Source organism: Rohdeia mirabilis (genome assembly GCA_007750655.1).
Lineage (GTDB): Bacteria > Planctomycetota > UBA1135 > UBA1135.
Genome location: CP036290.1, coordinates 1,925,950 through 1,944,494, shown reverse-complemented (window position 1 = coordinate 1,944,494; position 18,545 = coordinate 1,925,950). Strand labels below are relative to the sequence as shown.

11 protein-coding genes are annotated in these 18,545 nt (G+C 70.9%); 6 read left to right on the top strand and 5 right to left on the bottom strand.

Translation table 11 applies throughout. The annotated features are described in order from the left end of the window. The first annotated feature begins 207 nt into the window (after positions 1-207). The 6 genes from gcvP (at position 208) to Pla163_RS07265 (ending at position 12,511) form a co-directional block, all read left to right on the top strand. The gene (gene gcvP / locus Pla163_RS07290; RefSeq protein ID WP_145185805.1) at positions 208-3,105 is read left to right on the top strand and encodes an aminomethyl-transferring glycine dehydrogenase; all 2,898 of its coding nucleotides are present in this window, start codon (positions 208-210) and stop codon (positions 3,103-3,105) included. A gap of 229 nt (positions 3,106-3,334) precedes the next feature. Next, positions 3,335-5,197 (top strand): VWA domain-containing protein, encoded by a 1,863-nt coding sequence (locus Pla163_RS07285; protein ID WP_145185801.1) that lies wholly within the window; start codon positions 3,335-3,337, stop codon positions 5,195-5,197. 2 nt (positions 5,198-5,199) lie between these two features. Continuing rightward, positions 5,200-8,124: a VWA domain-containing protein gene (locus tag Pla163_RS07280; protein ID WP_145185798.1), complete on the top strand. Its 2,925-nt coding sequence runs from the start codon at positions 5,200-5,202 to the stop codon at positions 8,122-8,124. An 81-nt stretch (positions 8,125-8,205) separates the two neighbouring features. Then, the gene (locus tag Pla163_RS07275; RefSeq protein ID WP_145185795.1) at positions 8,206-9,285 is read left to right on the top strand and encodes a 3-dehydroquinate synthase; all 1,080 of its coding nucleotides are present in this window, start codon (positions 8,206-8,208) and stop codon (positions 9,283-9,285) included. Next, positions 9,282-11,129 carry a 3-phosphoshikimate 1-carboxyvinyltransferase gene (gene aroA, locus Pla163_RS07270; protein WP_419186420.1) on the top strand — a complete coding sequence of 616 codons (1,848 nt, stop codon included), beginning with the start codon at positions 9,282-9,284 and terminating at the stop codon, positions 11,127-11,129. Before Pla163_RS07275 ends, aroA begins: the two co-directional genes overlap by 4 nt. Further along, on the top strand, positions 11,123-12,511 hold the full coding sequence (locus Pla163_RS07265; RefSeq protein ID WP_145185789.1) for a type I 3-dehydroquinate dehydratase: 1,389 nt from the start codon (positions 11,123-11,125) through the stop codon (positions 12,509-12,511). Before aroA ends, Pla163_RS07265 begins: the two co-directional genes overlap by 7 nt. 38 nt (positions 12,512-12,549) lie before the next feature. Here the strand turns inward: Pla163_RS07265 and aroF are convergent, their stop codons facing one another. The 5 genes from aroF to trpD all read right to left on the bottom strand — a co-directional run bounded on the left by aroF (position 12,550) and on the right by trpD (position 18,534). Next, positions 12,550-13,653 (bottom strand): 3-deoxy-7-phosphoheptulonate synthase, encoded by a 1,104-nt coding sequence (aroF, locus tag Pla163_RS07260; protein ID WP_145185786.1) that lies wholly within the window; start codon positions 13,651-13,653, stop codon positions 12,550-12,552. A 379-nt stretch (positions 13,654-14,032) separates the two neighbouring features. Next, the gene (gene trpA / locus Pla163_RS07255) at positions 14,033-14,860 is read right to left on the bottom strand and encodes a tryptophan synthase subunit alpha (RefSeq protein ID WP_145185783.1); all 828 of its coding nucleotides are present in this window, start codon (positions 14,858-14,860) and stop codon (positions 14,033-14,035) included. Next, positions 14,853-16,061 (bottom strand): tryptophan synthase subunit beta, encoded by a 1,209-nt coding sequence (trpB, locus tag Pla163_RS07250; protein ID WP_145185781.1) that lies wholly within the window; start codon positions 16,059-16,061, stop codon positions 14,853-14,855. The genes trpA and trpB overlap by 8 nt, the downstream gene beginning before the upstream one ends. Continuing rightward, positions 16,058-17,578, bottom strand: a complete 1,521-nt coding sequence (gene trpF / locus Pla163_RS07245) for a bifunctional indole-3-glycerol phosphate synthase/phosphoribosylanthranilate isomerase (protein ID WP_145185778.1) — start codon at positions 17,576-17,578, stop codon at positions 16,058-16,060. The genes trpB and trpF overlap by 4 nt, the downstream gene beginning before the upstream one ends. Continuing rightward, positions 17,575-18,534, bottom strand: a complete 960-nt coding sequence (gene trpD, locus Pla163_RS07240; protein ID WP_419186419.1) for an anthranilate phosphoribosyltransferase — start codon at positions 18,532-18,534, stop codon at positions 17,575-17,577. Before trpD ends, trpF begins: the two co-directional genes overlap by 4 nt. Positions 18,535-18,545: the final 11 nt, after the last annotated feature.

Sequence of the window (18,545 nt, the reverse complement as noted above, 5' to 3'; positions counted from 1 at the left end):
CCCGCTCGCGACCGCCCGCCGCGCGACCGGTGCGAGGCAACAACGGCGGGTCGACCTGCGAGCCCACCCCGGGTCGGTCCACGGCGAGCGACGGGAACCTGGGTCGGATCGGCCTCCCGCCACTCGACGGCGAGCCGCCAAGGTTCCATCCTCTGAGCCCCCGAAAGTCCTGGGCCGAGTGCCCGACGCCCCCCACCGCGCCCTGCGATGACCCACCGCACGACCACCTCTGGCCCGCTCGACCCCTTCGCTCCGCGCCACATTGGCCCGACTCCCGACGAGATCGCGGCCATGCTGGCGACCGTCGGAGTCCCGTCGATGGCGGCGTTGATCGACGAGACCGTGCCGCCCGCCATTCGCCTCGGCCGCGAACTCGACCTGCCCGCCCCCGTGGGCGAGAACGCGGTCCTGCGCGACATGGCCGAGCTGGCCGCGAAGAACGACGTGCGCCGCGCGCTGATCGGGACGGGCTACTACGGCTGCCTCGTGCCCGGCGTCATCCAGCGCAACGTGCTCGAGAATCCGTCCTGGTACACGCAGTACACGCCCTACCAGGCCGAGATCGCGCAGGGTCGGCTCGAGGCGTTGTTCAACTTCCAGACCATGGTCTCGGACCTGACGGGTCTGCCGCTCGCCGGCGCGTCCCTGCTCGACGAGGGCACCGCCGCGGCCGAAGCGATGCACATGGTCGGAGCCGGTTCGAAGTCGCGCCTGTGGATCGTCAGCGACCGCGTGCACCCGCAGACGATCGACGTGCTCGAGACGCGCGCGAAGGCGATGGACATCGAGGTGCGCGTGGCCGACGTGTTCGCCCACGACTTCGCCGCCGAGGCGACCGCCGCCGTCCTGGTCCAGTACCCGGACACATTCGGGCGCGTCGACGACTTCGCCGCGCTCGCCGAACGTGCGCACGCCTCGAAGGCGGGCGTGGTCTGCGCCACCGACCTGTTGGCTCTGACGCTCCTGCGTGAACCCGGCGCCTGGGGCGCGGACGCGGCCGTCGGATCCGCCCAACGCTTCGGCGTGCCGATGGGCTTCGGCGGTCCGCACGCCGGCTTCCTCGCGACGAAGGAGACCTACAAGCGCTCGATGCCCGGACGCATCATCGGCCTCTCGAAGGACGCCGACGGCGGGCCGGCGCTGCGCATGGCGATGCAGACGCGCGAGCAGCACATTCGCCGCGACAAGGCCACGAGCAACATCTGCACGGCGCAGGTCCTGCTCGCCAACATGGCGGGCTTCTACGCCGCCTACCACGGCGCGGCGGGCCTCGTGCGCATCGCTCGACGGGTGCACGGCTACACCGTCGCGCTCGCCGGGCTCCTGCACGACGCGGGTTGGCAACTCGAGCAGCCGGCGAACGGCGTGTTCGACACCCTGCGCGTCGGCTTCGGCTCGTTCAAGGCCACGGAGGCCGTCGCGCGCGCGGCGGACGCCGGCTTCGAACTGCGCCCCATCGACGCGGACACGTTCGGTATCTCGCTCGACGAGCGGACCGACGCGGACGAGGTCGTCGCGCTCCTCGCCGCGCTCGGCGTGCACACGACGCCCGACGAGGTCCGCGCTCGCGCCGACGCCGAGCAGAGCTTCGGTCCGGCGCACACGCGCACCAGCGACTTTCTGCAACAGCCCGCCTTCCTCGAGCACACGAGCGAGCACGCGATGCTGCGCTACCTGAAGCGTCTCGAGTCCCGCGACCTGTCGCTGGTGCACTCGATGATCGCGCTCGGCTCGTGCACGATGAAGCTCAACGCCACGACCGAGATGATCCCGGTCACGTGGTCGGGCTTCTGCGACCTGCACCCCTTCGCTCCGCCGTCGCGCGCCGCCGGCTATCTCGAGCTGATCGAGCGCCTCTGCCGCGCACTGGCCGAGATCACGGGTCTTCCGGCCGTCAGCCTGCAGCCCAACGCGGGGAGCCAGGGCGAGTACGCCGGCCTGATGGCGATTCGCGGCTATCACCGCGCCAACGGCGATGAACAGCGCCGCGTGTGTCTGATCCCGACCTCGGCCCACGGCACCAACCCCGCCAGCGCGGTCATGGCCGGCATGCGCGTGGTCGCGGTCAAGTGCGACGAACGCGGCAACATCGACCTGGCCGACCTGACCGCCAAGGCCGAGAAGCACTCGGCCGAACTCGGCGCGCTGATGATCACGTACCCGTCGACGCACGGCGTCTTCGAGGACCACGTGGCCGAGGTCTGTGCCGTGGTGCACCAGCACGGCGGACAGGTCTATCTCGACGGCGCGAACATGAACGCGCTGGTCGGCCTCTGTCGCCCCGGTGACTTCGGTGCGGACGTGTGCCACCTCAACCTGCACAAGACCTTCTGCATCCCGCACGGCGGCGGCGGTCCGGGCGTCGGGCCGATCGCGGCCCAGGAACACCTGCGCCCGCACCTGCCGGGACACCGCGCCTACACGTCCGAGGTCGGTCGTGCGGAAGGTGCCGTCAGTGCCGCGCCGTTCGGCAGCTCCGGCATCCTCCCGATCTCCTACGCCTACATCGCGATGATGGGCGCGGTCGGTCTGCGCGAGGCCACCGAGGTTGCGATCCTGTCCGCGAACTACATGGCCAAGCGCCTCGAGACGCACTACTCGGTGCTCTACCGCGGACGCAGCGGTCGCAGCGCGCACGAGTTCATCCTCGACCTGCGTCCGTTCGAGAAGAGCGCCGGCATCAGTGCCGAGGACGTGGCGAAGCGCCTGATGGACTTCGGCTTCCACGCGCCGACCATGAGCTGGCCGGTCATCGGTACCGTCATGATCGAACCGACCGAGAGCGAGCCGAAGGCCGAGCTCGATCGCTTCTGCGACGCGCTGATCGCCATCCGCGGTGAGATCGCGGCGATCGAGGAAGGACGCCTCGAACGGGAGAACAACCCGCTCACCCGCGCCCCCCACACGGCCGCCCAGGTGACGAGCGACGACTGGGACCGGCCCTACAGCCGCGAGCAGGCGGCCTGGCCCGCGCCCTGGACGCGCGACTTCAAGTTCTGGCCGACGGTCACGCGCATCGACAACGGCTACGGCGACAAGAACCTGATCTGCACCTGCCCGAGCGTCGAGGAGGTCGCCGGCGCCGAGGCGTTGGCCGCCTCCTGACCCCGAGGGCGATGGCCGGCCACGGCGTTCGAGCCGCGGTCGGCCACGGGCCCACTCGACGGCGGCTCCCCTCGCGGTCCGCGCGTGCGTCGCGACCGCGGGTGTGCGGGGCGCGGACACGGGCGAGCTCGGGGCCACATCGAGGGGGCGCGTCGCGGGACCACATCGCGGGACCCAGTGGTACGCGCGCTCGCACTCGGTCCCGATTGCGCGGACAATCGACCGACTGGTGCGCATCGCCGCACTCGCCGCCCCGCGCATGTTCTCGAACCCCTTCGGACTCCTCGCCCTGCTCGCCGTCCCGGCGGTCGTCGGGCTGCACCTCTACCGCCGCCGCTACGCGCCCCTGGCCGTGGGCGCGTTGTTCTTGTGGGAGGAGTTCGCCGACGCGCCGGTGTCAGGACGCACGCGCCAGCCGTTGACGCGCAGCCCCAGCTTCTGGTGCGAGGTCCTGGCGGCGCTGCTGGCCGCGCTGGCGCTGTCCGGCCCGCGGCTGTTCGAGAGCGAGGTTCCCCACCGCGTCGTCGTGCTCGACGGGTCGGCTTCGATGGTCGCGGTCGACGGATCCGGCGCCAGCGCCTGGGATCGCGGTCGCACCTTCGTCCTGCGCGAACTCGGGGCTCTTCCGGCGCGCGCGCGCGTGACCCTGATCGCCAGCGGTCCGACACCGCGCACGCTCGCCGGTCCGGCCGCCTGGCGCGACGAAGCGCTGGCCGCCGTGCTCGACTTCGAACCGGGCGCGGCCAGCCATCCGCTCGGGCCGGCACTGGATCTCGCACGCGGTCTCGCCGGTGATGCCGCGGTCCTGCTCGTGACCGACGGCACCACCGCGACCGGCAGCGGCGTTCTGACCCACGCGTTCGGGGTGCCGCTCGAGAACGCGGCGATCGTGCGCGTCCTCCGTGCCGCGAGCGACGCCGAACGCGGCCGCGAGCGCGTCGACGTCACGCTCGCCAACTACGGCGCGGCCGAGCGCCGCGTCGTGCTCGTCGTCGAGGACGCGGACGACGGACGCAGCCTCGCGAGCGAAGCACCGACGATCGCGGCGGGTGGTGAGCGCACGGTCGCGTTCGAACTCGACGCTCCGGGCACCGCCCTGCGGCTGCGGCTGGTCGCGGACGAGACGCTCGGTGCTCTCGACAGCCGTCCCCACGACGCCCTCGCCCTGGACGACGTGGCGTTCCTCGCACCCAGCGCTCCGCGGCCCGTGCACGCCGTGGTGCGCGGATCGGACGGCGTCCTCGCGGCGACGCTGCTCACCGGTCCCGACGGACGGCGCGCGGCGCGGATCGAGCGCGTCGCACCGGCGGTCGAACTGGTCGCGACCGCCGGCGAGGCCGATCTGGTGCTCGACCTCGACGGCAGCGGCAGCGACCGTCCCAGTGCTTCGACCTGGGTCCTGCGCGCGCGCCCGCCCGCGACCCCCACCGCCTGGTTGGGTCCGTTCCTCGTCGAACGTCGCCACCCGTTGCTGCGCGGTGTGGAACTGCGCGAAGTGGCGTGGGTCGGCGACGCGGAAGCGAGCCTGCCCGGATCGGCGATCGCGTCGGCGGGCAACATCCCGCTGATCGTCGAGCGCCGCGCGTTCGACGGCATCGAGATCACTCTGAACGCGGATCTTCAGGGCGGCACGTTCACGCGCTCGCCCGATTGGCCGATCCTGCTCGCCAATTTGGTCGAGTGGCGCCGGGCTGCACTGCCGGGTCCGCGCGCGGTGAATCTGGTCCTCGGCGAACCACTGTGGGTCGGCGCGCCGCGGCCGCTGCCTTGGGTGCTCGAAGGTCCCAGCGGTCGGTTCGAGCGCGCGGGCGGACGCGAGCTGTACTTCGAGGAACTCACGCTCCCGGGCCTCTACGAGCTCACGAGCGACGGACGGCACGCGGCGCGCATCGGCGTCAGTTTCGCGGATCCGAGCGAGTCCGACCTGCGCGCGCTCGCGACCGACGAAAGTTCGACCCTTGGGGCCGACGCCGCGCGTGCAGGCTCGGTCGGCGGCGGATCGAGTCGGCTCGAGTGGCTCTTGATCCTCGCCGCCCTCGGCCTCGTGGCGCTCGACCACTGGATCCTCGGCCGTCGCAGGGAGAGCGTCTGACCATGGGCTTCCTCCAACCCGCCGCGCTCCTCTTCGCCCTCCCGCTCGCGTGGCTGTGGTGGCGCACGCGGCCGACCCCGCTCGGTGCGCGCATCGTGCGCGCGCTCGCCTTCGTGTGCCTCGTGGCCGCGCTCGCCGGCGCGTTCCTCCCCGTCGGTCGTCCCGGTCGCGACCTGATCGTGGTCGTGGATCGCTCGCGCTCGATGCCCGCGGACAGTCTCGAGAGCGCCGAGGAACTCCTGCGTCTGGCCGAGTCCGAGCGGCGCGACGGCGACCGACTGGCGGTGGTGTCGTTCGGCGCCAACGTGATCGTCGAACGCGCGCCGTCGGAGGACGCGGCCTTCGACGGCTTCCGCGCCCAGATCGACCCCGACGGGTCCGACCTCGCCGGCGCGCTCGACCTGGCTCTCGGCCTCGTTCCGCGCGGACGTCCGGCCTCGATCCTCGTGCTCTCCGACGGAGCGGCGACGGGAGCGATTCCCGAAGGACTCGCCCAGCGGAGCCTCGCGCGCGGTGTGGCCATCGATGTCCGCCCGAGCCCGCGCGCCTCGTCGGTCGATCTGTCGGTCGATCGCATCGAACTGCCCGAGACCATCGGCGAGGGCGAGCCGTACCAGTTCTCGGTCTGGGTGCGTGCGTCGCGCGCCGTCTCCAGCCAGTTCAAGTTGACGCGCGGCGACGTGGTGCTCTCCTCGGGCGAGCGTCTCTTCGAACCTGGCCTCAACCGCCTCGTCTTCCGCGACGTGCTGGAACGCGGTGGTGTCGCCGAGTACGCCGTCGAACTCGAAGCGCAGGGCGACGCCACGCCCGAGAACAACCGCGGCGTCGGCGCCGTCCTCGTGCGCGGGGCGGCGCGCGTGCTCGTGCTCAACGAAGCCGGCGGACCGTCGACCCTCGCCCAGGCGTTGACCGAGCGCGGCGTACGCGTCGACGTGCGTGCGCCCGAGGATCTGCGACTGACGCCGCTCGCGCTCACCACCTACCGCGGCGTCGTCCTCGAGAACATCGACGCGGGGCGACTGGGCGAGGGCGGCATGACCGCTCTGGTCGACTTCGTCGAGCGGCGCGGCGGCGGACTGCTGGTCACGGGCGGGCGCGCGTCGTTCGGACGCGGTGGCTACTACCGGTCGCCGCTCGATCCGCTCCTGCCGATCTCGCTCGAACTGCGTCAGGAGCACCGCAAGCAGGCGGTCGCGATGTCGATCGTGATGGACCGCTCGGGGTCGATGTCGGCGCCGGTCGACGGCGTGCGCTCGAAGATGGATCTCGCGAACGCCGGAGCCGCGGCCGCGATCGAGACGCTCGGCGACATCGATTCCGTCTCCGTGATCGCGGTGGACAGCGCTCCGCACGTCGTCTTCGAACAGTCCGGGCTCGACACGAGCCGCAGCGCCCTCCTCTCGAGGGTCCGCACGATCGCGTCGTCCGGCGGCGGCATCTTCTGCCGCGTCGGGCTCGAGGAGGCGATCCGCCAGTTCGCGGACGACCCGCGGCTCACGAAGCACATCATCCTGTTCGCCGACGCCGCGGACTCCGAACAGAAGGAAGGCTGCATCGAGCTGCTCACCGAAGCGCGCGGAGCCGGCGTCAGTTGTTCGGTCATCGCACTGGGAACGGACTCGGACCAGGACGCCGCGTTCCTGCGCGCCGTCGCGCTGGCGGGCGAAGGAACGGTGTCGTTCACGACCAGTCCGACGGACCTGCCGCGACTGTTCGCGCAGGACACGTTGCTCGTGGCGCGCTCGAACTTCATCGAAGAAGTCACCGGTACCGAGTCGCGCCCGGGCCTGCTGGGGCTCGGCGACCTGCCGACGGGCACCTTCCCGGCCCTCGGCGGCTACAACCTCACCTACCTGCGGCCCGAGGCGACCGCCGCGGTGATCACGACCGACGAGTACCGCGCACCGGTCCTGGCGTTCGCGTACCGCGGACTCGGTCGCGCCGCGGCCTACACCGGTCAGATCGGCGGCGAGTTCGGCGGCTCGCTCGTCGACTGGGACTCGTTCTCGGGCTTCGCCACGGGCCTCGTGCGTTGGCTCATCGGGACGGAGGAGCCCGGTGGTCTGTTCGCGAGCGTCGAGCGCGACGGGGCTCGCGCGGCCTTCCGCATCGAGGTCGATCGCGACGCCCCGATCCCTGCGCAGCTCGGCCGACTGACCGCCTCCGCGCTGCTGCCGGACGGCTCGACGCGCGCGCTCACGTTCGAACGCACGGACGCGAGCACGTTCGAAGCCACCACCGAACTGGCGCGCTCGGGCACGGCGATCGCCACCGTCACGCTGCCCGACGGGAGCGCGTTCCAGCTGCCGCCCGTCAGCCTCCCCTACAGCCCCGAGTTCGCCGAGGTCGTCGGAACGGTGTCGCCCGATCGACTGCTGCGGCGACTGGCCCAGGACAGCGGCGGACAGGTGCTCGCCAGCGCCGCGGAACTGTTCGAAGGCTCGCGCGGCGACCTCGGTTCGCGACCGATCGTCCACGAGTTGGTGCTGGCCGCGCTGCTCCTGCTCCTGCTCGAGATCGCGTTCAGGCGCCTCGCCCTGTGGGGCGCGGTCGCGAGCGCGCTGCTGGCCGTACGTCGGAACGTCGTCCGCGCCCTCACGCGCCCGTTCCGCAGCGGAGCTCCCCTCGAACCTGAACGGGGGGCGACCGGCGCCGAGCGCGCGACGCAGGCGGTGCGGTCGGGACGCGGGCGCCGACGAGGGACCCCGGCCGTTTCGCCGGAGCGCACGCCCGGCGACCTGTCCGCGGGGCTCGAGGCGCGGAGCGAACAGCCGCACGATGCGGCCCGCGAGGGCGAAGCGGAACCTGCGAGCGAGTCGTCTCCGCGCCCGTCGCACGCGCCCGAGGACGCCCCCAGGGGCACCCTGTCGAACGCGCTCGAGGACGCGCGCCGCCGCGCCAGCGATCGATTGGGTCGCGACCGGTAGACGTCCGATCGACTGCTCGCTCGAAGCAGCACGACGGTTCGCAGAAGGGGCGTCGCGCCGGCACCAGTATCCTTGTCGGCCATGGAGACCGACCCGCTCGCCTCGCCGAACCTCGATGCGACGTACGCGTTCACGCGCACGACGTCGACCCGCGTGGTGGTGGGCCGCGGCGTCGAGGGTCGCATCGCCGAACTGGTCGGCGCGCTCGATCCGGACGGGGTGGTGGTGATCCACGACCGCAACGTCACGCCGCTCGGCGAACGGATCGCGGCGGCGGTCGGCGCGCGCCTGCGCCTCCCCGTCGTCGGCGGCGAGGACCTCAAGCGCCTCCAGATGGTCGGCCACCTCTCGCAGGCGTTGTCCGACGGGGGCGCCACCAGGCGCACGGTTCTCGTCGGCGTCGGCGGCGGGACGGTCACCGACGTCGTGGGCCTCGTCGCCAGCCTGCACCTGCGCGGCCTGCCGCTCGTCCTCTGCCCGACGACGACGCTCGGGATGGGCGACGCCGCGCTGGGCGGGAAGAGCGGCGTCGACCACGCCGGACTCAAGAACGTCATCGGCACGTTCCGGCAGCCCGACGCGGTGCTCGCGGACGTCGATTGGTTGGCGACGCTGCTCGACGTGCACTACGGCGAAGGACTCGCCGAGTACGTCAAGCAGGCGGCCGTCCTCGACGCCGCCGGATTCGAACGGCTCGAGGAGTTGGCGGACGGGCTCCGCGCCCGCGATCCCGAGGCCGTGACCGAAGCGGTGACGCTCGCCGTGCGCACGAAGATGGAAGTGGTGGTCGCGGACGAGGTCGAGGGCGATCGACGCCGCTGGCTCAACTTCGGGCACACGATCGGCCACGCCCTCGAGAGCGCGGCGGGCATGTCGTTGCGACACGGACGCGCCGTGGCCATGGGCATGCTGGCCGAGTGTCGCGCGGCGTCCGACCGCACACCCGGCGACGTGAGCGAACGCATCGACGCGCTGCTGGGACGCCTCGGGCTCGCGACCGCGATCCCCTCGCACCTGTGCGACGTCGATCGACTGTGGAACCTCGCGCAGCAGGACAAGAAGGCCACGTCCAGCTCGGTGCCGATGGTCGTGCCCAGCCGCATCGGCGCGGGAGTGCTGGTCGAGCTGACGCGCGAGCGCCTGGAGCGAGCGCTGGCGTGAAGGAGCTGGATCACGACGCCGTGGACCTCGGGTCGGACGATCGCGAGCGCACGACGGCCGTCGAGCCCCTGGTCTGGGCCGTCGACGCGCGTGTGGACCTGCCTGGCTCCAAGAGCGAGGCGAATCGAGCGCTCGTCGCCGCTGCACTGAGCGGGCACCGAGTGACCGTCACCGGTGCGACCGCGTGCGACGACGTGCAGTACCTGGTGGCCGGACTCGCGACCCTCGGGTACGAGGCCACGTGGCTGGATCGCGGGCGCGGTGTGGTGCGCGTCGGGCCTCGTTCCGCGACCGCACCCACGTCGGGCGAACTCTTCTGCGGCAACGCCGGCACCGCCCTGCGCTTCCTCGTGTCCGTGGCGGCGATCACACCGGGCAGGTGGGTCGTGACGGGCGACGCGCACATGCTCGAGCGTCCGATCGGGCCGCTGGTCGAGGCGTGGCGCTCGCTGGGTGTGGACATGTCCTGTGCGGACGGGCGCCCTCCCGTGCGCGTCGCGTCGCACGACTCGCTCACGACGTCGTCGCGTGTGCGCCTCGACCCCTCGATCTCGAGTCAGTACGTCTCGTCGTTGTTGCTGGTCGGAAGCCGCTTCGCCGCTGGCCTCGAGATCGAGTTCGACGCTCCCTGCGCGTCCGAGGACTACGCCCGCCTGACGTGCGACGTGCTGGAGGCGTTCGGCGTCCTCGCCCACGTCGACGAGCACGGCGCACGGGTCGAGACCGCAGCGACGCACACCGCTCGAACAGTCTCGTTCGACGTGGCCGGCGACTGGAGCGCGATGGGCGTCTGGTCGTGCCTGAACGCACTCTCGACGAGCCACGTCGCGGGGACGAATCTCACCCAGAACTCGGGGCAGGCCGACGAAGCACTGGGTCTGGCTCTAGAACGACTCCGCGGTCCTGGACACCGAGAGCTCGACGTGTCTGCCGTTCCCGACCAGTTCATGAACCTGGCGGTGGTCGCCGCGGCACGCGACGGACGCACGCACTTCCGTGGCGCCGCGAACCTACGTGTGAAGGAGTGCGACCGCCTCGCGGTGACCGCGCGCGAGCTGCGTCGCTTGGGCGTCGAGGTCGACGAACATGCGGACGGCCTGACCGTGACCGGGACCCGCCACCTGCGACCTGCGACCATCGATCCGGAGGGCGACCACCGGGTGGCGATGGCCTTCGCGCTGGCGGGCTCTCTCGCTCCGGGCATCCACGTTGCCGATGCCGAGTGCGTGGCGAAGAGCTACCCCGCCTTCTGGAGCGATCTCGAACGCGTGCGCGCGAGCGTGCGCTGCGTGTGCGTCGTCGGCATGCGTGCGGCGGGCAAGAGTTCGCTCGCGCGCGCACTCGCCGATCGCACCGGACTCGTGTGGATGGACAGCGACCTCGAGTTCGAGCGCCGGCACGGCAGCATCGCGCGCTTCGTCGCGGAGCGCGGTTGGGCGGCCTTCCGCGGACTCGAGTCCGAGATCGTGCGCGAACTCGCGGCCGGCCCGAGGCGCGTCGTCTCGCTCGGCGGCGGTGCGCTCGAGGACGGTGACACGCTCGAGTTCGTGGCGCAGAACACGCTCGTGGTGCACCTGGACACGCCGCTCGCGATCGTGCGCCAGCGCGTCGCCCAGAGTCTCGGCGAGCGCCCGTCGGTCACGGGCGGCGATCCGCTCGACGAGCTCGACGACCTCGCGAGGCGCCGCGCGCCGCACTTCGCCGCGGCCCGGCACGTGGTGCTCGAAGGCGACCTGTCCGTGCCCGAGCTGGTCGAGCACGCGCTCGTCGCACTCGGTCGCGACTGCCGTTGGCCGGGCGGCGGACTGCGCACCGCCGCCGACTCCCGGGGTCCGTCGTGCTGATCGTCACGCTCCCGAAGCGCTGCGCCGACGACCCCGCGGCGTTCACCCGGGCTGCGCAGGCTGCCGGCGCCGACCTGGTCGAGGTCCGCGGCGATCTCACGCCCGGCCTGGCGCCCTTCGACGCCGCGCTCCCGCTCGTTCTCAGCCCGCGCGGCGGCGATCTGGGTGCGCTCCTCGCGCGCGGCGCCGCGTGGATCGACCAGGAGCCGCACGAACCGCGCCTTCACTGCCCCGGCGCGCGCCGCATCGCGAGCTGGCACGACCACACCGGCACGCCGGCGCTCGATGAACTGCTGCGACGCGGCCGCGAGGCGCGCGGAGTCGAAGGTGTCGAGTTGGTCAAGCTCGCGACGCACGCTGCGAGCGCTCGAGACCTCGAGATCCTGCGCGAAGTCAGGATCCGCCTGAGCCTCGAGGGCGCGGCCACGGTCCTGGCCATGGGTCCGTTCGCCGAACACGCGCGGGTGCTCTCGCCGTGGACGAACGCGTTCACCTACGCGACGCTCGAAGACGCCGACGCGGCGGCCCCCGGTCAGCTGACGGTGGCGCGCCACCTCGAACTGTCGGGCGAGTCGCCGCCGCAGGTCTTCGGGCTCCTCGGCGGCAGCGAGGCCTGCCAACGCAGCGCGAGCCCCGCGTTCTTCCGGGCCCTGTTCCGAGCCCACGGCAGACACGCGGCCTACGTGCGCTTCCCCAGCATTGACGCCGAAGAAGATCTGGCCGCTCTCGAACGCCTCGGTGTTGCGGGGCTGTCGGTCACCGCTCCGCACAAGCGCGCCGCCGCGGCCTTCGTGCGCGCGCGCCACGGGACCCTGTCACCGGACGCGCAACGGGGCGGCACGCTCAACACGCTCGTTCTCGAGGAGCGCCCGGTCGGGCATCAGTTCGACAGCCTCGGCCTCGAGTTCGGCTACCGCGATCTGGGGCCGCGCTCGAAGGTCGCGATCGTCGGGTCGGGCGGCGTCGTGCCCGCGGTGCTGATCGCGGCCGAGCGCAACCGTTGGACGAACGTGACCATCCACGCCCGCAACGCCTCGGCGCGCGCGACCCTCGGCGCGCGCTTCGGGGTCGACACCGGTCCGCTCGCGTCACTCGCCGACGCGCGCCCCGACCTCGTGGTCTGGACCCTGCCGGTCGACGACGCTCGCGAATCGTTGCCGGTCGCCGACCGCGGTGAGGCGAGGCGACCCGCCTTCGTCGACCTGCGCTACGGCTCCCCCACCGCCGCCGCCGAGCACGCGGCGGAACTTGGCTACGTGGTCCGCGACGGGTCCGCGATGCTCGTCCACCAGGCCCTCGCCCAGTTCGCGACGTTCACGCGGACGGAGCCGACGGGGACCGACCGCGAGCGCCTGTTCGAACTGCTCGCCGCCGACTCTTGACGCGGCTGGATCGGCGCGCGAAGCACCGATTCGACCGTTCAACCTGCCAGCACAGGCCCGTCCGTTCGGGGCATCGACCTCGCCGCGAGTCCAGCTTCGCCTTCGGGTGCAGGGACCTCGAGTTCGGGCAGCACGCGCGCGAGAAGGTTGGCCTCGGCGACGCAGGCCGCGAGTTCGCTCGGAAGCAGCGCTTGCGGTCCGTCGCTCCTCGCTTCCTCGGGGCGTGGGTGCATCTCGAGCACCAGACCGTCCGCCCCGACTGCGATCGCGCCCCGAGAAGCTGGTCCGACGAGATCTCGGCGACCGACGGCGTGCGAAGGATCGACCAGCACCGGCAGGTGCGTGAGCCTGCGGAGCAGCGGAACCACGGCCAGGTCCAGCGTGTTTCGCAGCGCGGTCTCGTAGGTCCGAATGCCGCGCTCGCAGAGAATCACGCGCTCACAGCCGTGCGCAGCCAGGTACTCGGCCGCACACAGCCATTCCTCGACCGTGCCCGAGATTCCACGCTTGAGCAGAACGGGAAGCCCTGTAGGTGCGACCGCCTTCAACAGCGTGAAGTTCTGCATGTTGCGCGCGCCGATCTGGAGGCAATCGATCCCTTCGTGGACGAAGGACCGCGCGTGGCTCGCGTCCATGATCTCGCTCACGACGGGCAACCCGACGCTGTCGCCAGCTCGCTTGAGCAAGCGCAGGCCCTCACGCCCCAAGCCCTGGAAGGCGTAGGGATGCGTACGTGGCTTGTGGGCACCACCACGCAGGGCCTGGGCACCGGCGTCGACGACGATCCGTGCGCACTCTTCGATCTGTCCTGGGGACTCGACGCTACAGGGTCCCGCGATGACGAATGGCTCGCCGGCCCCGATGGAAGCGTCTCCGATCCGTACGACCGTCCGTGTGGACCGAAAGGCACGCGCTGTGCGAACCCACGGACCCGAGACTCGATACAGGCGCGCCACGTGCGGAGAGCGTGCCAGGAGCGAACGGGCTTCGTCGGAGACGGAACCGACGAGCGCAACCACTTCCCGGTCGGACGTACCGCCACATTCACGGCCCACGACCACGTCGACCCCGCAGTTCTCGAGCTCCCGGACCAGGGCTTCGCGAGCACCCAAGGGCGCGTACCGATCGAAGAGACCGATCATCGCTGGACCCTCTTCGCTCCCGCATCGAGCGCACGGGATTGGATCGACTGGAGACAGTATCGATCGAGGGCCTCGAAGAGGTCCTCCATGCTGCCACGGGAACGGCGCGTTCGGCTGCGCGCCGCGAGATCCGCTCGGCTCTGCTTCCGCCGACGCGCTCGGTCGTCGTCTCGATCCGTGCTCGACGCCTCGGTGGAACTTGCCACGGAGTGGAGTCGCTCGAGGAGCGTCGTACGTCGCTCGAGAAGGCGCACGAGGCTACGTTCGAGCACGACGAGCTCGGTGCGTACTGATGAGAGGTGCTTCATTGGGAGAGACGGAGGTGCGGAGAGTGGTGCCGACAGGAGGAAGAGTGGAGCGTGCGCGGCCGACGGGGCCGCTACGAGGGTGCTGGCTCGACGAGCCGTGCCACGAACCGACGCGCAGCAGTGCGCACGTCGCGACCGATGGCACGCTCTCGATGGACATACTCGACCAAGGCTGAGCCCACGACCGCGAGGTCGCAGTGCCCGCGTAGTCGATCGATGTCGGCTCTGGAGGTCAGCCCGAAGCCGACGGCTAGGAGCGTGTGTGAAGAAGCCGCTCGCACGAGGGCCAGATGGTCCTTCAACGTGGAGTCGATCGCGGTGGCGCGGCCCGTGGTCCCGCGCCGCGCGAGTGCGTAGACGAAGCCCGTCGCCGCATCGGCAAGGGCCTCGAGACGGGCACGAGAGGTGTTCGGCGCGGCGAAGAAGACCGTTCCAAGGTCGAGGCTCCTCGCGGCCTCGCGCAACTCGCTCGCTTCCTCGAAGGGGAGGTCCGCGATGGCGATCCCATCGACGCCCGCCCGCTCGAGACGCGCGAGCCCCGCGCGGCCATGTGCCTCGAGTAGGACGTTCGCATATCCGAATGCAACGATCCCGAGCGACCCGCCCTCGCTCCGATACTGAGCCACACAGCGTTCGAAGTCGGCGAACGAGAATCCGGACCGGAGTGCGCGCGCGGCCGCTTGTTGGAGAATCGGTCCATCCGCCACGGGATCGGAGTGTGGCATTCCGAGTTCCACGGCTACGGCCCCGGCTGCTTCGATGCCGTGCAGTACCTCCACCGTCGATCGCCACCCTCCGTCGCCCGCGGTCACATAGGGCACGACACTCGGTCTGCGCCCGTGAGCTGCGTGGCCGTCACCCGGTTCGAGCTGCCGAGTGAGATGATCGAGCCTATTCATGACGGCCACCTGCAGCGATGTGCTCCGCGATCGTGGACAGGTCCTTGTCGCCACGACCGGACAGACAGACGAGCACTCGCCGTCCGGCGTAGCGCGCCGACTCCGAGCGCACAGACGCCAGAGCGTGCGACGACTCGAGGGCGGGCAGGATGCCTTCCGTGCGCGTCAGCTCGAGGCACGCCTCGAGCGCGAGCCGATCCGTCGCCGACGTGTAGCGCGCGCGTCCACTCGTCTCGAGGTCGGCGTGCTCGGGCCCCAGTGACGGATAGTCGAGACCCGCCGAGATCGACGTCGTGGCACGTACTTGACCGTCCGCGTCCTGGAGCAACCGACTGCGCGAACCATGCAGCACTCCGATGACTCCTCCGGTCGACCCGCTCGCCATGCGCGCCGCGTGCCTCCCGGTCTCGATGCCTTCGCCACCGGCCTCGACCCCCACGAGCTCGACCGCGTCGTCCATGAAGGCGGAGAAGAGCCCGATCGCGTTGCTGCCACCTCCTACGCACGCCACGGCGACGTCGGGCAGAGCGCCCGTGCGCTCGAGGATCTGACGTCGTGCCTCATCACCGATCACGCGCTGGAAGTGTGCAACCATGCGCGGGTACGGGTGCGGCCCGAGTGCCGAACCGATCACGTAGGTCGTCGAGTCCGGATCGTCCACCCAGGCCCGCAGCGCCGAACTGACAGCCTCCTTCAAGGTCGCATCGCCTGCATCGGTCGCGATCACACGTGCACCGAGCAGTTCCATTCGGCGAACGTTGGTCGCCTGACGTTCAACGTCACGGGTGCCCATGTGGACCTCACATTCGAGCCCGAGCGCAGCCGCCGCCGTAGCGGTCGCGACTCCGTGCTGCCCTGCCCCGGTTTCCGCAAGAACGCGCCTGCGTCCGGAGCGCTGGGCCAACAGGCATTGGCCGAGTGCGTTGTTGAGCTTGTGCGCTCCGGTGTGAACCAAGTCCTCGCGCTTGAGGTAGAGCTCGCACCCGAGCGCGTCGCCGAGCCGACGTGCGCGTAGGAGCGGAGTCGGGCGCCCAGCGAGATCGCGCAGGAGCATGTCGAGCTGGGCGTTGAAACTGGCGTCGTCCAGCGCTTCGAGGAACCTCCGCTCGAGATCAACGAGCGGCGCGACGAGCGTCTCGGCGACGAAGCAGCCGCCGAACGGACGCGCGAGACCGCTGCGCCTGAAGTAGCGATCGGTCATGAACACGGGACAGCCCTCCCTTCCTCGCCAGCCGCTTTGGCCGACGCGACGAACCTGCGCACCCGGACGGCGTCCTTCACGCCTGGACTCGTCTCCAGCCGCGAGCTGGCGTCGGCCCCGAGTCCACGAAGGCCCGATCGTCGACGTAGCTCGCCGAGGCGTCGTTCGGTGTCGTCAGCGCTCAGACCACCGGCGAGCAACAGTGCACGCCCGGGTGCCGCGAGCCGAACCACGGCGTTCGGGTCGGTCGCTCGACCGCTCCCGCCACGGGATCCTTGTGGCTCGACGACGAAGCCCGCCGCAATGCCGTCCCATTCGGCCATCTCGTCGACCTGATTCTCTTCGACGGCACGCAGGATCGAGAACGGAGCGTCGACGAAGTCCACGGCACGCGCGGGGCCGCAGAGCTGCACGGAGTGTGCACCCGTTGCAGCGACCAGCTCGGCCACGCGGTCCGGCAGTCCCTCCGTGGTGACCACCACGCCCCGCCCCGCAGGCACGAGCTCGCACAGCTCTCGACAACGTGCGATCGAGATTGCCCGCGGGGAAGAGGTGGGCTCGACCACGAAGCCGACCAGGTCGGCGCCCGCTTGGATCGCAACCGCCACGTCCTGCGCACGCGTCAGTCCACAGACCTTCACAGCCTGCTCGAGGGGACGAGCGAGACCTGGCTGTTCGGGACCTTCGTACTCACCTCTTCCGGCGCGCGCGAATGCGGCAACGGACGCCCTCGGATCCACGGACTGCATGAACGCGGTCCCGACCAGAACGGCATCGGCACCGTGGTTGCGCGCGCGAGTCACATCGCTGGGTCGCATGATCCCGCTCTCCGCGACACGCAGGAAGTGACTGGGCACGCGTTCGAGCAGGTCCAGGCCCTGCTCGAGATCGACCTCCAGAGTGTCGAGGCAACGCGCGTTCACACCGATCACATCCGGACACGTAGCGACAGCTGCCTCGAGTTCCCGCTCGTCATGGATCTCGACGAGGCTCGCGAGCCCCAGCTCACGGGCACGGTCGACGCACGACCGTAGCGTGGCCGGCGAGAGACACCTCGCGATCAGAAGGACGGCGCTGGCCCCCATCCCCGCCGACTCGTCCACCATGGTCGAGTCGACGATGAAGTCCTTGCGGAGCAGCGGTAGCTCGAGGGCGCGCGCCGCTCGCCTCAGGTGAGCACGTGCGCCCGAGAAGCGGCTGGGCTCGGTCAGGATCGACGCCGCGCACGCGCCTCCCAGGGCGTAGCGTCTCACTCGTTCGACGACGTCCTCTGGTCCAGTGAGGGTGCCAGCACTCGGACTGCAGCGCTTGGCTTCCGCGACGACGCTCACGCCTGGCGCTGCGAGTGCACGCGTGAAGGAATCTCCTCGAACCGAGGCCAGCACCTTGGTTCCGGCTCCTCGGACCCGCGCCCTGCGCCGCAGGTTGCGCCGGTGCACGTCGGCCAAGATCGGTTCGAGTACGGCGGGCAGTCGCGACTCGCCTACGGTGGCCGGTTGCGTTCGCGAGCGGATCATGACTGCCCCCCGGTCCGCGCTCCGAGAGCATCCAGCAGGGCGGCAGCTCGGCCTGCGTCGAGCGTTTCAGCGGCTCGTGCCAGACCGTCTTCGAAACCCGTGGCGAACTCGGCCACGACGAGCGCGGCTGCTGCGTTCAGCAGGAGGGCATCCCGCAGGGGGCCTCGCTCTCCCGCGAAGAGGCATCCAAGGACTCGGACCGACTCTCTCACGCTCGTGCAGCGCAACGCATCGACTGCGCAGCGCTCCAGGCCCAGGTCCCGTGGGTCGAGAACGACGTCTTCGAGGCCACCGACGCCAAGGAGAACGTTGGGCCCACAGGGAGTCAGCTCGTCCGCGCCGCGCGTGGTCCCATCGATCGCCCCGTGGACGACGTAGCCGCGCCGCGCTCCCCCAGCGGCAAGAGCGCCACGCACCGCCTCCAGAGCCCGCCCGTCCGCAACCCCCACCAACTGACGTGCGATCCGCGCGGGATTGACGAGCGGGGCCGCCAGATTCAGCACCGTCGGCACTCCAAGAGCACGACGCAGTCCCTGTAGGGCAGCCAGTGACGTGTGATAGCGCGGGGCGAAGAGGAACGTGAAGCCTGTGCGCTCGAGTCGCTCCCGCGCCACTTGGGCGGGAACGTCGACCGCGATCCCCACGGCCTCGAGCAGGTCCGCACTGCCGCAGTTCGACGATACGGCTCGATTCCCGTGCTTCACGACGGGCACGCCGCACGCTGCGACGAGCAGGGCCGTCGCAGTCGAGAGATTGAAGGTCCGAAGGCCATCCCCGCCTGTTCCGCACGTGTCGATCGCGGCGTTCAGACCCGGGTGTTCGAACGGATCGACGAGCGCTCGCAGTGCCTCGACCGTTCCCAGGAGTTCGCCCGCGGTGACACCGCGACCGACGAGCACGCCGAGCAGGGCCGCCAGGCGCTCCGAATCACCGGGCGACTCCAGCCGACGCTCCACGGTGTCGCGCA

What these genes read in the sequence shown, in the direction of transcription:
- trpF (WP_145185778.1), bottom strand. Translation starts at nt 17,578, where the DNA reads ATGATCCGCTCGCGAACGCAACCGGCCACCGTAGGCGAGTCGCGACTG.
- aroF (WP_145185786.1), bottom strand. Translation starts at nt 13,653, where the DNA reads ATGATCGGTCTCTTCGATCGGTACGCGCCCTTGGGTGCTCGCGAAGCC.
- Pla163_RS07275 (WP_145185795.1), top strand. Translation starts at nt 8,206, where the DNA reads ATGGAGACCGACCCGCTCGCCTCGCCGAACCTCGATGCGACGTACGCG.
- gcvP (WP_145185805.1), top strand. Translation starts at nt 208, where the DNA reads ATGACCCACCGCACGACCACCTCTGGCCCGCTCGACCCCTTCGCTCCG.
- Pla163_RS07280 (WP_145185798.1), top strand. Translation starts at nt 5,200, where the DNA reads ATGGGCTTCCTCCAACCCGCCGCGCTCCTCTTCGCCCTCCCGCTCGCG.
- trpB (WP_145185781.1), bottom strand. Translation starts at nt 16,061, where the DNA reads ATGACCGATCGCTACTTCAGGCGCAGCGGTCTCGCGCGTCCGTTCGGC.
- trpA (WP_145185783.1), bottom strand. Translation starts at nt 14,860, where the DNA reads ATGAATAGGCTCGATCATCTCACTCGGCAGCTCGAACCGGGTGACGGC.